Annotated in this window: 16 protein-coding genes; 5 read left to right on the top strand and 11 right to left on the bottom strand. The window is 60.4% G+C overall.

Annotation, left to right across the window (positions count from 1 at the left end; translation table 11 throughout):
• Positions 1-4: 4 nt before the first annotated feature.
• The 5 genes from ATE40_RS18235 to ATE40_RS18215 all read left to right on the top strand — a co-directional run bounded on the left by ATE40_RS18235 (position 5) and on the right by ATE40_RS18215 (position 6,253).
• Entirely contained in the window at positions 5-1,144 is a 1,140-nt protein-coding gene (locus ATE40_RS18235; RefSeq protein WP_063918693.1) for an amidohydrolase/deacetylase family metallohydrolase, read from the top strand.
• Entirely contained in the window at positions 1,128-2,246 is a 1,119-nt protein-coding gene (locus ATE40_RS18230) for a DgaE family pyridoxal phosphate-dependent ammonia lyase (RefSeq protein WP_019453145.1), read from the top strand. Before ATE40_RS18235 ends, ATE40_RS18230 begins: the two co-directional genes overlap by 17 nt.
• Positions 2,243-2,983 carry a 2-dehydro-3-deoxy-phosphogluconate aldolase gene (dagF, locus tag ATE40_RS18225; RefSeq protein ID WP_063918694.1) on the top strand — a complete coding sequence of 247 codons (741 nt, stop codon included), beginning with the start codon at positions 2,243-2,245 and terminating at the stop codon, positions 2,981-2,983. The genes ATE40_RS18230 and dagF overlap by 4 nt, the downstream gene beginning before the upstream one ends.
• Before the next feature lie 87 nt (positions 2,984-3,070).
• Positions 3,071-4,285 (top strand): lactonase family protein, encoded by a 1,215-nt coding sequence (locus ATE40_RS18220; protein ID WP_063918695.1) that lies wholly within the window; start codon positions 3,071-3,073, stop codon positions 4,283-4,285.
• Positions 4,286-4,336: 51 nt separating this feature from the next.
• Positions 4,337-6,253 carry a BglG family transcription antiterminator gene (locus ATE40_RS18215; RefSeq protein ID WP_063918696.1) on the top strand — a complete coding sequence of 639 codons (1,917 nt, stop codon included), beginning with the start codon at positions 4,337-4,339 and terminating at the stop codon, positions 6,251-6,253.
• A 48-nt stretch (positions 6,254-6,301) separates the two neighbouring features.
• Here ATE40_RS18215 and npr read toward each other — a convergent pair whose 3' ends face one another.
• From npr to ATE40_RS18160, 11 genes are all read right to left on the bottom strand, one after another.
• Positions 6,302-6,574 carry a PTS phosphocarrier protein NPr gene (gene npr / locus ATE40_RS18210; RefSeq protein WP_004937034.1) on the bottom strand — a complete coding sequence of 91 codons (273 nt, stop codon included), beginning with the start codon at positions 6,572-6,574 and terminating at the stop codon, positions 6,302-6,304.
• Positions 6,571-7,425: an RNase adapter RapZ gene (rapZ, locus tag ATE40_RS18205; protein WP_015379177.1), complete on the bottom strand. Its 855-nt coding sequence runs from the start codon at positions 7,423-7,425 to the stop codon at positions 6,571-6,573. Before rapZ ends, npr begins: the two co-directional genes overlap by 4 nt.
• A 129-nt stretch (positions 7,426-7,554) precedes the next feature.
• Positions 7,555-8,016 carry a PTS IIA-like nitrogen regulatory protein PtsN gene (gene ptsN, locus ATE40_RS18200; protein WP_016930212.1) on the bottom strand — a complete coding sequence of 154 codons (462 nt, stop codon included), beginning with the start codon at positions 8,014-8,016 and terminating at the stop codon, positions 7,555-7,557.
• Positions 8,017-8,171: 155 nt separating this feature from the next.
• A complete protein-coding gene (hpf, locus tag ATE40_RS18195) occupies positions 8,172-8,459 on the bottom strand; it encodes a ribosome hibernation promoting factor (protein ID WP_004937038.1) in 288 nt (95 codons plus the stop codon).
• 23 nt (positions 8,460-8,482) lie between these two features.
• A complete protein-coding gene (rpoN, locus tag ATE40_RS18190; protein ID WP_063918697.1) occupies positions 8,483-9,916 on the bottom strand; it encodes an RNA polymerase factor sigma-54 in 1,434 nt (477 codons plus the stop codon).
• Between the two features lie 52 nt (positions 9,917-9,968).
• On the bottom strand, positions 9,969-10,694 hold the full coding sequence (gene lptB / locus ATE40_RS18185) for an LPS export ABC transporter ATP-binding protein (RefSeq protein WP_004937040.1): 726 nt from the start codon (positions 10,692-10,694) through the stop codon (positions 9,969-9,971).
• Positions 10,695-10,700: 6 nt separating this feature from the next.
• Complete coding sequence (gene lptA, locus ATE40_RS18180; RefSeq protein ID WP_025160121.1) at positions 10,701-11,240, bottom strand: lipopolysaccharide ABC transporter substrate-binding protein LptA; 540 nt, start codon at positions 11,238-11,240, stop codon at positions 10,701-10,703.
• Entirely contained in the window at positions 11,209-11,787 is a 579-nt protein-coding gene (gene lptC / locus ATE40_RS18175; RefSeq protein ID WP_019453139.1) for an LPS export ABC transporter periplasmic protein LptC, read from the bottom strand. The genes lptA and lptC overlap by 32 nt, the downstream gene beginning before the upstream one ends.
• Positions 11,784-12,338, bottom strand: a complete 555-nt coding sequence (gene kdsC, locus ATE40_RS18170; RefSeq protein ID WP_019453138.1) for a 3-deoxy-manno-octulosonate-8-phosphatase KdsC — start codon at positions 12,336-12,338, stop codon at positions 11,784-11,786. Before kdsC ends, lptC begins: the two co-directional genes overlap by 4 nt.
• A gap of 17 nt (positions 12,339-12,355) precedes the next feature.
• Positions 12,356-13,342, bottom strand: coding sequence for an arabinose-5-phosphate isomerase KdsD (gene kdsD, locus ATE40_RS18165; RefSeq protein ID WP_019453137.1), 987 nt, complete (start codon positions 13,340-13,342; stop codon positions 12,356-12,358).
• A 16-nt stretch (positions 13,343-13,358) separates the two neighbouring features.
• On the bottom strand, positions 13,359-14,336 hold the full coding sequence (locus tag ATE40_RS18160; protein ID WP_025160120.1) for a calcium/sodium antiporter: 978 nt from the start codon (positions 14,334-14,336) through the stop codon (positions 13,359-13,361).
• Positions 14,337-14,489 lie beyond the last annotated feature (153 nt).

Raw genomic sequence — 14,489 nt, 5'->3', positions numbered from 1 at the left:
CGGTATGTATGACTTAGTAATCAGAGGCGCCAGACTGGCGGACGATACGCTCATCGATCTGGCGGTAAAGGACGGCAAAATAGCCTCGGTGGGGCGGCTGGCGGCGGACGTCAGCGCCGTTCGCCAACTGGATCTGGCGGGTAACTGCCGCCTGAGCGCCGGTTGGATCGATGCGCACGTGCACTGCTATCCCGAATCGCCGATTTACCATGACGAACCGGATCGGGTCGGTGTCGCCAGCGGCGTCACCAGCGTGGTCGATGCCGGCAGCACCGGCGCCGACGATATCGACGCTTTTTATCAGCTGACGCGCAGCGCCAAAACCAACGTTTTCGCCTTCCTCAACATCTCGCGCATCGGCCTGCTGCGGCAGAACGAGCTGGCGGATATGGCGGACATCGACAAGCGCGAGGCCGGCCAGGCCATCGCCAACCATCCCGGTTTCATCATCGGCATCAAGGCGCGCATGAGCAGCAGCGTGGTGGGGAAAAACGGTACCCGGCCGCTGGTGTTGGCCAAAGAGATCCAGCAGGAAAACCGCCAGCTGCCGCTGATGGTGCATATCGGCAACAACCCGCCGGATCTGGACGAGATCGCCGATCTGCTGACCCGCGGCGACATCATCACTCACTGCTACAACGGTAAACCGAACCGCATTCTGACGCCGGCGGGCACATTGCGCGAGTCTATCCAGCGCGCGCTGCGGCGCGGCGTGTTGCTCGACGTGGGGCACGGCACCGCCAGCTTCAGTTTCGAGGTGGCGCGCCAGGCGATCAAATTGGGGATTTTGCCGCACACCATCAGCTCCGATATTTACTGCCGCAACCGCATGAACGGGCCGGTGCATAGCCTGGCGACGGTGATGTCCAAATTCTTCAGCGTCGGCCTGACGCTGCCGCAGGTGATCGCCTGCGTCACGGAGAACGCCGCGTCGGTGCTGCAGCTGAGCGGCAAGGGCCGGCTGGAGCCGGGCTATGACGCCGATTTCACGCTGTTTGAACTGCGCCGGGAACCGCAGGTCTTCACCGACGCCGATGGGCAAACCGCCGAAGGCGAACAGCTGCTGGTGCCGCTGGCCGCGGTGGTGGCCGGGGAAATCCTATTAACCGAACAAGGGGAGGCAAGCCATGTCTTCGATTTATGAAAAATACGGTTTGAAGCAGGTGATCAACACCTCTGGCCGCATGACCATTCTCGGCGTTTCCACGCCGCGCCAGGACGTGATCGACGCCGTTGATTACGGCCTGAATCACTACTTCGAAATCAAGGATCTGGTCAACAAGACCGGCGCCTACATCGCTGACCTGCTCAACGTGGAGGACGCGGTGATCGTTTCCTGCGCCTCGGCGGGCATCGCCCAGTCGGTGGCGGCAGCGATCGTTAAAGATAACGCCAATCTGCTGGTGAACCTGCACTCGGCGCCGATCACCGTGCCGCGCGAGATCGTGTTGCCGCGCGGCCACAACGTCAACTTCGGCGCGCCGGTGGACACCATGGTGGCGCTGGGCGGCGGCAAGGTGGTGGAGGCGGGCTACGCCAACGAATGTTCGCCGGAGCAGATTGAAGCCTGCATCACGCCGCAGACGGCGGCGATCCTGTACGTCAAATCGCACCACTGCGTGCAGAAAAGCATTCTGTCCGTCGAACAGGCGGCGGTGGTGGCGCGCAAACATAACTTGCCGCTGATCGTCGACGCCGCGGCGGAAGAAGATCTGATGTGTTACTACCAGATGGGGGCCGATCTGGTGATCTACAGCGGCGCCAAAGCCATCGAGGGGCCGACCAGCGGCCTGGTTATCGGCAAGAAACAGTACGTCGAGTGGGTGAAGCTGCAGTCCGGCGGCATCGGCCGGGCGATGAAGGTCGGCAAAGAGGGCATCCTCGGCCTGACGCAGGCAATTGAAAGCTATCTGACGCTTGAGAAAACCACCGGGCAACAGATGGTGGAGCGGATGACGCCGTTCCTCGATAGCCTCAACACCCTGACCGGCGTCAGCGCCAAAACCGTCTGGGACAGCGCCGGCCGCGATATCGCCCGCGCCGAGATCACTTTCGACGAAGCGGTGCTGGGGCGGTCGACCTATGACATCGTCCAGGCGCTGAAAACCGGCGATATTGCCATCTACTTCCGCGGCTACAAGGCCAACGAGGGCAAGATTGAGGTCGACGTGCGCAGCGTCGACGAGCAACAGCTGATGACCGTCTTTAGCTGTATCAAGAACCTGTTTACGGAGAAACAAGCATGAAGCTGCAGCCTAACTACTATCGCGACCGCGTCTGCCTGAACGTGCTGGCCGGTTCCAAAGCCAACGCGCAGGACATCTATGCCGCGGCGGAAGGCCATGTGCTGGTGGGCGTGCTCTCCAAGAACTACCCGGACGTCGACAGCGCGGTGACCGACATGCTGCGCTATGCGCGCCTGATTGAAAACGCGCTCTCGGTCGGCCTGGGCGCCGGTGATCCGAAGCAGTCGGCGATGGTCAGCCTGATCGCTCAGCAGGTGCAGCCGCAGCACGTTAACCAGGTGTTTACCGGCGTCGGCGCCAGCCGCGCGCTGCTGGGCCAGAACGACAGTGTGGTCAATGGCCTGGTATCGCCGACCGGCCGCGTCGGCTGGGTGAAGATCTCTACCGGCCCATTGAGCGCCGAGGCGCCGGACGGCATCGTGCCGGTGGAAACCGCCATCGCCTTGCTGAAGGACATGGGCGGCAGCTCCATCAAGTATTTCCCGATGGGCGGCCTGAAGTGCAAGGACGAATACCAGTACATAGCCAAGGCCTGTGCCGAGCATGACTTTATGCTGGAGCCGACCGGCGGCATCGATCTGGAAAACTACGAGCCGATCGTCGAGATCGCGCTGGCGGCCGGTGTGAAACGCGTGATCCCGCATATCTACAGCTCGATCATCGACGCCGCCAGCGGCGACACGCGTCCGCAGGACGTGAAAACCCTGCTGGCGATGACCAAAAAGCTGGTGGGTTGAACGCGTAATGGGATGAGGTAAACGCTGGGAGGCGAAGGTTTTCCCGTGGCGCGGCATGCCGCGCCGTTACCTATACTGAGGATTACTATGCGAAACTGGCAGGCTTCAACCCGACGCACCGCGTTGTTCCTGGCGCTGCTGGCCGTGACCGGCCCGGCGCTGCATGCTGAGGATGCAATGAACTCCACGTCATCTCATTTCGCCTATATCGGCACCTACAATCCCAACGGCGAAGGCGTTTACCGGGTGCAGGTCGATCCGGCCAGCGGCGCGCTGAGCCACGCCACGCTGGTCAGCAAAGTGCCGAATCCGGCGCAGCTGACGCTGAGCGTTGACGGCAAGACGCTGTATGTCGCCAGTGAAGTGGCCGACTTCAACGGCGGCAAACACGGCGGTATCACCGCTTACCGGGTCAATCCGGCCGACGGCGGCCTGATCCAGCTCAACCAGGTGGATTCGCAGGGAGCGGGGCCGGTGTATCTCTCATCGACGCCAGACGGGCGCCATCTGCTGGTGGCCAACTACGTCAGCGGCAGCGTAGCGGCTTTCCCGATCGAAGCGGACGGCAGCTTGGGTGCCGCCAGCTCGGTGCAGCAACAGCAGGGCCCGGCGGGGGCGGCCAAACCGGCGGCGGCAGTGAACGGCAGCTTCGCCATCAGCGATCACAACGGCCCGCATGCCCATATGATCGCCAGCGATCCGAGCGGCAAGTTCGTGTTCTCCACCGATCTGGGCTTGGATCGCATCTACCAATGGCGCTTTGACGCCGCGAGCGGCCGGCTGACGCCGAACGATCCGCCGTGGATCGCCGCCTCGTCCGCCGGTGCCGGTCCGCGCCACTTTGTGTTCCATCCGGACGGCGGCACCGTGCTGCTGGTGAACGAAGAGGCTTCGACATTGACCAGCTACCGTTTTGATCGCCAAAAAGGTACTCTGAAACAACTGCATGCGGTTTCCGCGCTGCCCGCCGACTATCAGGGTACCAGCTTCGCTTCGGGGTTGGCGCTCAGCAAGAATGGCGGCACGCTGTACGTCGCCAACCGGCTGCATAACAGCATTGCCCAGTTCAGCGTGGGTGCCGGCGGTGAGTTGAAACCGGTGGCGGAAACCTGGACCCGCGGTGATTACCCGCGTTCGCTGGCGCTGAGCCCGGATGGCCGCTATCTGTATGCGCTTAACCAGCGCAGCGATAACGTCACCCGCTTCAGCGTCAACCCGACGGACGGCAAACTCAGCTTTGCGGGCGGCTATCTGCCGATCGGCAGCCCTTCGCAAATGGCGTTCCTGCCGCCGCCGAAGTAACCCGTGGCCCGCCCGGTTCGCCGGGCGGGCCGCCTGATTGACGGACACAGAATGGTGCGATTTCCTTACCCGCGTTTGGCTTACTTGTTCGATGCTTTGCAAACCGAGACTTTGCCGCAGGATGAGCTGGCGAAGCGTTTCGCCGTGTCCACCCGCACGGTGCGGGCGGATATCACCGCGCTGAACGAGATCCTGGACAAATACGGCGCGCGCTTCGTGCATAATCGCGGGGCCGGCTATCGTCTGCAGGTCGATAACGCTGCGCTGTTCAGCGCCCTGCAGCAGCAGGAGCGCCGCAAGCAGGCTACCCCGCGCAGCGCGCAGGAGCGGGTGCATTATCTGCTGGTGCGTTTTTTGACCTCAGCCTTCTCTCTCAAACTGGAAGATCTGGCCGACGAGTGGTTCGTCAGCCGCGGCACGCTGCAAAACGACATGGCTGAGGTGAGAGAGCGTCTGGCGCATTATCAATTGACGATCGAAACCAAGCCGCGCTACGGCATGAAGCTGTTCGGCGCGGAAATGGCGATCCGCGCCTGCCTGACCGATCTGCTGTTCCAGCTACAGCTGGCCGACGCCGAGAACCCGTTGCTCAACAACGAGATCCTGCTGCAGCCGCAGGTGGCGGCGTTCGCCGGATTGTTGCACCCGCTGCTGTCGCAATATGCCATTCGCCTGACCGACGAGGGCGAGCAGTATCTGATCTTCTACTGCGCGGTGGCGCTGCGGCGCATCAGCGACGGCTATCCGCTGCCGGACTTCGAAGTGGAGGACGGCGACGAGGCGGTGCGCCAGGTGTCGACCCGCCTGGCGGCAGAGCTGCGTTCGGCCTCCGGCAAAGAGATCGCGATGGCCGAAGAGGCCTATCTGCGGGTCAACATCGCCGCGCGGCGCGTGCAGGACGTGCAGCCGACCGAGATCAACGCCGACGATGAAGAAGCGCTGGTGGACTACATCCTGTCCTACATCAACGCGCACTATAACTACAACCTGCAGGGCGACGAGCAGCTGCGGGCCGATCTGCTCACCCATATCAAAACCATGATTACGCGGGTGAAGTACCAGATCAATATCCCCAATCCGCTGCTGGCCAACATCAAGCAGCACTATCCGATGGCTTACGACGTGACGCTGGCGGCGGTCTCCAGCTGGGGCAAATACACCCCCTATACCCTGAGCGAGAACGAGATCGGCTATCTGGTGCTGCATATCGGCGTGGGGCTGGAGCGACATTACAACATCGGTTATGAACGCCACCCGCAGGTGATGCTGGTGTGCGATACCGGCAACTCGACGGTGCGCATGATCCAGGCGCAGATTGCGCGCAAGTATCCGCAGTTGGTGATGACGCGCATCGTTTCGCTGCGCGATTACGAGATGCTTGCGCATATCGACGAAGACTTCGTGATTTCCAACGCCCGCATCGGCGAGAAGAACAAGCCGGTGGTGGTGATGTCGCCGTTCCCGACCGATTATCAGCTGGAGCAACTGGGCAAGCTGGTGCTGGTGGATCGCACCCGGCCGTACATGCTGGAGAAGTTCTTCGACGCCGAGCATTTCATGGTGCTCAACGAGCCGCTGACGCAGGCTGAGCTGTTCAGCCGGGTGTGCGGCCAGCTGGAGCGAGAAGGGTACGTCGGCGCGGACTTTTATCCGTCGGTGGTCGAGCGCGAGGCGATCGTCTCCACGCTGCTGGGCGAGGGCATCGCGCTGCCGCATTCGCTGGGGCTGCTGGCGAAGAAGACCGTGGTGGTGACGCTGCTGGCGCCGCAGGGCGTCGCCTGGGGCGAAGGCGAGGTCGCGCACGTGATTTTCCTGCTGGCGATCAGCAAGAGCGACTATGAAGAGGCGATGGCGATCTACGAGCTGTTCGTCACCTTCGTGCGTGAGCGCTCAATGAGCCGCCTGCTGGGCAGCGACAGCTTCGACAGCTTCAAAGCGGTGGCGCTGGACTGCCTGAGCCGAAGCTGAGTGGGAGATAATATGGGGGGATTGGGCGCAAAGGTGCGCCCTCAGCGGCTAATCTTCATCAAACCCGGAGTTGAACAGCTCGACCACCGCCGCCAGCGCGTTGACTTCGTCGGGGCCGGTCGCCTCGACTTCGATGTGCCGGCCCTGGGCGGAATCCAGCATCAGCAGCGCGATGACGCTGCTGGCTTCGGCCTCGGTGCCGCTTTCGTTGCGCAGCATCACTTCGGCGTCGAAACTTTGCACCAGTTCGAACAGTTTCATCGCCGGGCGTGCGTGCATGCCCAGCTTGTTTTTGATTTCAACCGTCTGTTTGACCGTCATTGTTTGCGCTTTTCCAGCGTGCGGTGGCGCGACTGCACGTTCTTGCCGCGCGAGCGGAAGTAATCGGCCAGCTGTTCCGCCACGTATACCGAACGGTGCTTGCCGCCGGTACAGCCGATAGCGACCGTCAGGTAGCTGCGGTTGTTGGTTTCCAGCATTGGCAGCCATTGCTCCAGGTAGCTGCGGGTCTGGTAGATGAAGTTGTGCACTTCGGTATGGCGATCGAGGAACGACGCGACCGGCTTGTCCAGACCGGTCATCGGCCGCAGCTTCGGATCCCAGTGCGGGTTGGGCAGGAAGCGCACGTCGAACACGTAGTCGGCGTCGATCGGAATGCCGTGCTTGAAGCCGAAGGATTCGAACACCATGGTCAGCTCGCGCTCGCGCTTGCCCAGCAGGCGGGTGCGCAGCATTTCGGCCAGCTCGTGCACCGACATTTCCGAGGTGTCGATAATCAGATCGGCCCGCGAGCGCAGCGGTTCGAGCAGGTCGCTCTCTTCGTCTATCGCGCTTTCCAGCGACAGGTTTTTGCTGGAGAGCGGGTGCAGGCGGCGGGTGTCGCTGTAACGGCGGATCAGCGTGTTGCGATCGGCGTCGAGGAACAGCAGCTGCGGCGAGAAGCTGTCCGGCAGCTGAGTCATCGCGTATTCAAACACTTCCGGCGATTCCGGCATGTTGCGCACGTCGATGCTGACCGCCGCGGAGATATTGCGTTCCGCCAGCGTATTGGCGAGCTGCGGCAGCAGGACCACCGGCAGGTTGTCAACGCAGTAAAAACCCATGTCTTCCAGCGCCCGCAAGGCGACGGATTTTCCGGAACCGGAACGGCCGCTGACAATCATCAGCACCATGTGGCAACTCCCCTGGCATCGCGGCGGCGTTCATCGCCACCGTTGGAAACTTTGTTATTCCGGCCGCAGCCGGATCCATCATCGTGAAACAGTATCGTTATCCGGGCTGGAAGTCACGCCGGCCGGGCATCACTCGGTGATGATTTGGTAAAGTTCTTCGTCGCTCTGCGCGGCGCGCAGGCGGCGGCATACGGTTTTGTCGGCCAGGCGTTTGGCGACCAGCGACAGGGTATGCAAATGGGTTTTGCACTGATCGGCAGGCACCAGCAGCGCGAACAGCAGATCGACCGGCTGATTGTCGATGGCGTCGAAAGCGATGGGTTGGTCGAGACGGATAAACACGCCAACGGCCCGCAGTGTGTCCTCTTCCAGTTTGCCGTGGGGAATGGCGATACCGTTGCCGATACCGGTGCTGCCCATGCGCTCCCGGGTGAGAACCGCGTCAAACACCACCTGCGAAGGCAGATTGAGCTGTTTGGCGGCCAGTTCGCTGATAATTTCCAAAGCCCGCTTCTTGCTGGTGCAGTGTACCGAGCTTTTGGTGCACTCGATGTTTAACACCGAGCTTAATTGCATATATTCGTTGTTCATCTCATCTTCACTTAAAACCGCGCCACCGGGCGGACCCGGCAAGGCGGTTTTTCGTCGGTTTTAACCCTGATTACCGTTCGGCGCGTCACCCATGCGGGTCACGCGCCGAACGGCGAGGCTGCGACGTATGCAACCTCATGGAATGGGTTAGGGTGTCAGTGTTGCTTCAATTTGTCTTTATGTTTGTTCAATTGACGTGCCAATTTGTCGATCAGCGTATCAATTGCGGCATACATATTCTCGTCTTCCGAGGTGGCGTGCAACTCGCCTCCATTCACGTGCACCGTTGCTTCCGCAATTTGCTGCACTTTTTCCACACTTAATACAACATACACCTGATTGATGCGATCAAAATACTGTTCGAGTTTGGCGAACTTGTTGTTCACGAACTCGCGCAACGGATCGGTGATTTCGATGTGGTGTCCGGTAATGTTGAGCTGCATAGTGTCTTCCTTCTCAATAGAGGTCAAACCAACTGTTTGCGTTGGTTCGACGGCGGGATGGACAAAGACTCTCGGTACTTGGCGACGGTGCGCCGCGCCACGATGATCCCCTGATCGGAGAGCAGGGTGGCCAGCTTGCTGTCGCTGAGTGGTTTGGCGGGGTTTTCCGCCGCAATCAATTTCTTCACCAACGCGCGGATCGCCGTCGAGGAGGCTTCGCCGCCGCTGTCGGTATTCACGTGGCTGGAGAAGAAATATTTCAATTCGAAAATGCCGCGCGGGCTGTGCAGAAACTTCTGCGTGGTGACGCGCGAGATCGTCGATTCATGCATCTCCACGGCCTGGGCGATATCCGCCAGCACCATGGGTTTCATAAACTCTTCGCCCTGCTCGAAGAACGCCTGCTGCTGGCTGACGATGCAGCGGGTGACCTTCAGCAAGGTTTCGTTGCGGCTCTCCAGGCTTTTAATCAGCCACTTGGCTTCCTGCAGGTTGCTGCGGATAAACTGGCCGTCGGCTTCGCTGCGCGCGCTGTTGCCCAGCGCGGCGTACTGCTGATTGATCTTTAAACGCGGCACGCTGTCGCCGTTGAGCTCCACCGTCCACTTGTTCTGCGTCTTGCGCACCAGCACGTCCGGAATCACGTATTCCGATTCGCCGGTATTGATAGACTGCCCCGGGCGCGGATCGAGCGACTGAATCAGCAGCATCGCTTCTTTCAGTGTATCTTCTTTTAGCCGGGTTGATCGCATCAGGCTGCGAAAGTCGTGGTTGGCCAACAGATCCAGATGGTCGCTGATGATGAGCCGGGCTTCGGCCAGATAAGGGGTGTCTTTGGCGTATTGGGAGAGCTGCACCAGCAGGCAATCGCGCAGATCGCGCGCGGCGACGCCGATCGGATCGAAACGCTGCACGCGCTTCAACACCGCCTCGACTTCCTCAAGGGTCACGTTCTCGTCGCCCAGGCTTTCCAGAATGTCTTCCAGCGGGACGGTGAGGTAGCCGGTGTCGTCCACCGCGTCGACGATGGAGGTGGCGATGGCGGCGTCGGTATCGGAAAACGGCGTCAGATCCACCTGCCACATCAGGTAATCCTGCAGCGTTTGGGTGGTCTCGCCCTGATAGATCGGCAGCTCATCGTCGCTGTAGTCGGTGCCGGTGCCGGACGGGGTGCCGGCGGTGTAGATTTCATCCCAGGTGGCGTCCAGCGGCAGCTCTTCCGGCATGTCTTTCTGTTCCAACGCCTCGCGGGTATCGAGCCCCTCGGTATCCTGGGTTTCTTTGGCGTCGATTTCGTCGTGCAGATCGGTCTGTTCAAGCAACGGATTGCTCTCTAGCGCCAGCTGGATCTCTTGCTGAAGCTCAAGCGTGGACAACTGCAGCAGGCGGATCGCCTGCTGGAGCTGAGGAGTCATGGCCAGCTGTTGGCTGAGCCTGAGTTGCAAACCTTGCTTCATAGTCTTCTGTCTACTTCCGTTAACGGTGTCGCCCCGCAGGGCGCGCCGGCGCTCAGAGGCGGAATTCTTCGCCCAGATAAACGCGTTTTACCTGCTCGTCGGCCAGAATAGCATCCGGCGTGCCGTGGGCAATCAGTTTGCCCTGGCTGACGATATAGGCGCGTTCACACACGTCCAGCGTTTCGCGCACGTTGTGGTCGGTGATCAGCACGCCCAGGCCGCTGTCACGCAGGTGCTCGATGATTTTCTTGATATCGATAACGGAAATCGGATCCACCCCGGCGAAGGGTTCGTCCAGCAGAATGAATTTCGGGTTGGCCGCCAGCGCGCGGGCGATTTCGACGCGGCGGCGTTCACCGCCGGACAACGCCTGGCCGAGGCTGTCGCGCAGATGGGAGATATGGAACTCTTCCATCAGCTCCTTGGCGCGGTCCTCGCGCTGCTCGCTGGTGAGATCGGGACGGATCTCCAACACCGCCATCAGGTTGTCGTACACGCTCAGACGGCGGAAGATCGACGCTTCCTGCGGCAGATAGCCGATGCCGCGGCGCGCGCGGGCGTGCAGCGGCAGCAGGCTGATGTCTTCTTCGTCGATCACGATGCGCCCGGCGTCGCGCGGCACGATGCCGACCACCATGTAGAAGGTGGTGGTTTTACCGGCGCCGTTCGGCCCGAGCAGGCCGACGATCTCGCCGGATTTCACTTTCAGGCTGACGTCTTCGACAACTTTACGGCCCTTGTAGGCTTTCGCCAGGTTTTCTGCGATGAGTGTTGCCATAAGTGATTAGTTACTCTTTTTTTGCCCGTTTTTGTCTTGCAACTGCGACGGTACCAGAACCGTTGTCACGCGTTTGCCTTTGTCGCTAAACGCCTGCATTTGCTGCTGTTGCACCAGATAGGTGATGCGATCGCCTTTCACGTTGCTGTCGAGCTGCTCCAGATAGGCGTTGCCCGTCAGGGTCACCAGCTGGGTCGCCACGTCGTAACGCACTTTCTGCGCGTGGCCTTTGACCGGTTTGCCGCTGTCCTGCATCTGGTAGAAGGTTACCGGGTTGCCGAACGCTTCAATATAGGTCTTATTCTGATCTCCGCCCGGACGGGTGACCACCACCTTGTCGGCGCGGATATCGATGGTGCCCTGTTTGATCACCACGTTGTCAGTGAAGGTGCTGACGTTGCTTTGCATGTCCAACGACTGCTTGAGCGAGTCGATGCTGACCGGCTGGCTGGAGTCGGATTTCAGCGCCAGAGCAGGGGCGCTGGCGGCCAAAACTAAGCTGCCGATCAACAGATTACGGAGTTGGTTTTTGGTTCTGGATTTCATAGTTGGTCTTAACCTTATCAATCAGCTCAGCGGTTTTGGTCCGCAGGTTCCCACGCATTTTCATGCCGTTAGAGGTAAAATTGGTCCCGTAAAGCGTGACTTCGTCATCGGAGGTGACGTCCTGGGTGACCAGGTTTACCTGAGCGTTGTCCGTCTTAATTTTTTCCAGCTGCGAGGTGGTGGTCAGGCTGTTTACCTCGACGTGACCATACAGATACAGCATCCGGTCTTTTGTCAGTTTGGCGCGATCGGAGCGAACTGACCAGGTGGCCACCGCATTCTCATCGAACAGCGTCATCACCGGCTGGGTGAACCAGCTCAGCTCGCCGGCGGTGTAATACTTCGCGTCTTCCGCCACCAGCTTGTAATTCAGCTTGCCGGCCGGGTTGTACACCACGGTGACCGTATGCTGGCTCTGGTAGGTCGGATCCTGATCGTTGGCCGGGCCAGGCGCGGTGTCGTCGCTGAAGTCCGTCATGTTCCAGCCGATCAGCGCCAGAACGATCACCGTCAACAGGATGGTGATCCACAGTTTGGTTTTACTCATATCGACAGCCCTTTGGCGTCCTCCAGCTTATTTTGAGCCAAAAGAATGATGTCGCACAGTTCGCGCACCGCGCCGCGGCCGCCGGCAATGCGGGTGACATAGTGAGCGCGCGGCGTCAGCAGCGGGTGTGCGTCCGCCACCGCGACCGCCAGCCCGACCTGTGCCATCACCGGCCAGTCGATCAGGTCATCGCCGATATAGGCGACCTGATCCGCCGTTAACGACAGTGTATCCAACAGTTCGCGGAAGGCCAAAAGCTTATCGGATTGCCCCTGATACAGATGGGTGATACCGAGCGTCTGCGCGCGGTCTTCCAGCAGCTTGGCGGAGCGACCGGTGATGATCGCCACCTCGATGTCCGAGGTTTTCAAGCAGCGGATGCCGTAGCCGTCGCGCACGTTGAACGCCTTCAATTCTTCACCGTTGTTGCCCATGAAGATCAGGCCGTCCGACAGCACGCCGTCAACGTCGCAAATCAACAGGCGGATGTTCCCGGCACGCGCCATAACCTCTTGTTCTACCGGCCCGTAGCAGGTTTCTACCATACCCATTCCGTTCTATTCCTTAATTAAACGACGCCGGCGCGCAGCATGTCATGCATATGTACCACACCCAGCAATTGGTCGCCATCGGCAACCAACAGCGCGGTGATGTGGCGTTGTTGCATCAGATTCAGCGCATCGACCGCCAGGATATTGGGGCGCACCCGCACGCCGCCCGGCGTCATGACATCGGCGATCTTCGCCTCGTGCAGGTTGATGCCCATGTCGAACACCCGTCGCAGGTCGCCGTCGGTAAAGATGCCGGCGATTTTCATCAGATCGTCGCAGATCACCGTCAGGCCCAGATTTTTGCGGGTGATTTCCAGCAGCGCGTCGCGCAACGAGGCGTCGGCGCTGACGTGGGGCATTTCGTCGCCGCTATGCATGATATCGCTAACCCGCAGCAGCAGTTTGCGGCCGAGTGCGCCGCCCGGATGGGACAGCGCGAAATCTTCCGGCGTGAACCCGCGCGCTTTCAGCAGCGCGACGGCCAGCGCATCACCCATCACCAGCGTGGCGGTGGTGCTGGTGGTCGGTGCCAGCCCCAGCGGGCAGGCCTCCTGCGGCACCTTGATGCACAGGTGGATATCCGCCGCCTTGCCCATCGAACTTTCCGGGTTGTTGGTCATACAGATGAGGGTGATCTGCTGGCGTTTCAATACCGGGATCAGCGCCAGGATCTCGCTGGACTCGCCGGAGTTGGAAATCGCGAGCACGATGTCCTGCGAGGTGACCATACCCAAATCGCCATGGCTGGCTTCCGCCGGATGAACGAAGAATGAGGGGGTGCCGGTGCTGGCGAATGTCGCGGCGATCTTGCAGCCGATATGACCGGACTTGCCCATGCCCATCACCACCACTTTGCCGCTGCAGGCGGCGATGGTTTCGCAGGCGTGGGTGAAGTCTGCGTTGATGTAGCTGTCGAGCTGGGCTAGCCCTTCACGCTCTATCTGAAGCACTTCTTTACCGGCCTGTTGAAAATCGAAGCCCGGTTGCAACTCAATGTTCGACATACTCATTCCCGTCGGTTTAGCCGAAAGTACTGAAAGGGTTAAAGAACAGCACCGCAAGATACGCAATAAAGCCGCATAATAACAGCGCGCCCGCCAGGTGGCCGATGCGGTGTTTGCGGCCGATGCACAGCACGCTCAGCAGCACGCTGGCCGCCAGCATCACCCAGTAATCGCGCTGGAAGGCGGCGGCGTCCACGCTGCCCGGCGACAGCAGGGCGGGTACGCCCAGCACGATCACCGTGTTGAAAATATTGGAGCCGATGATGTTGCCAATCGCCATATCATCTTCGCCCTTCAGCGCCCCGGCGATGGAGGTGGCCAACTCGGGCAGACTGGTGCCGATGGCGATAATGGTCAGGCCGACCACCAGTTCGCTCAGGCCGAAATAGTGCGCGATCACCGTCGCGTTATCGACCACCATTCTGGAAGAGAGCGGCAGAATGATAAACGCCAGTACCAGCCACAGCACCGCCACGGTGTTGCTGCTGTCCTGCGGCAACTCGGCGATCTGCTCCATGGTCAGGCTGTCGCTGCCCTCGCGCTGCGCCAGACGGGCGATTTTCAGCATCAGCAGGATGAAGCCGGCGGCGGCGGCCAACAGCAGCACGCCGTCCAGCCTGCTGAGGGTGCCGTCCATCAACACGAAACCGCACAATACTGTGACCGCTAACATCAACGGCAGTTCGCGCCGCAGTATTTCGGAGCGCGCCGCCAGCGGGTGGATCAGCGCCGCGACGCCCAGGATCAATAAAATGTTGGTGATGTTGGAACCTAATACGTTGCCAACGGCCATATCTATCTGCCCGTTGAGCGCGGCGGTGGTCGACACGATCAACTCCGGCAGCGACGTGCCGATGCCGACGATGGTCATGCCGATGATCAACGGCGGCACGCCGAGCGAGCGGGAAATCACGGCAGCACCATAAACTAAGCGGTCTGCACCGTACACCAGTAGAAATAAACCAACGATTAATAATGCTATCGCGAGAAACATGCAGGGTCCTTTGTCGGGTATTATCCCGGTTCGTTGGTTAAAGCCGTCAATGCGGCGGTATTGCTTGCCCTCCGTTGCGCGCGTTTGAGTCGCAGCAACGGTTTTTCCCGGCTAATAGTTGAACACTTTCGTTTTTTTTCGTTATGGCGCCAA

The sequence above is a fragment of the Serratia surfactantfaciens genome, from assembly GCF_001642805.2.
Taxonomy (GTDB): Bacteria; Pseudomonadota; Gammaproteobacteria; order Enterobacterales; family Enterobacteriaceae; genus Serratia; species Serratia surfactantfaciens.
This window is presented reverse-complemented; position numbering and strand designations above follow the sequence as displayed.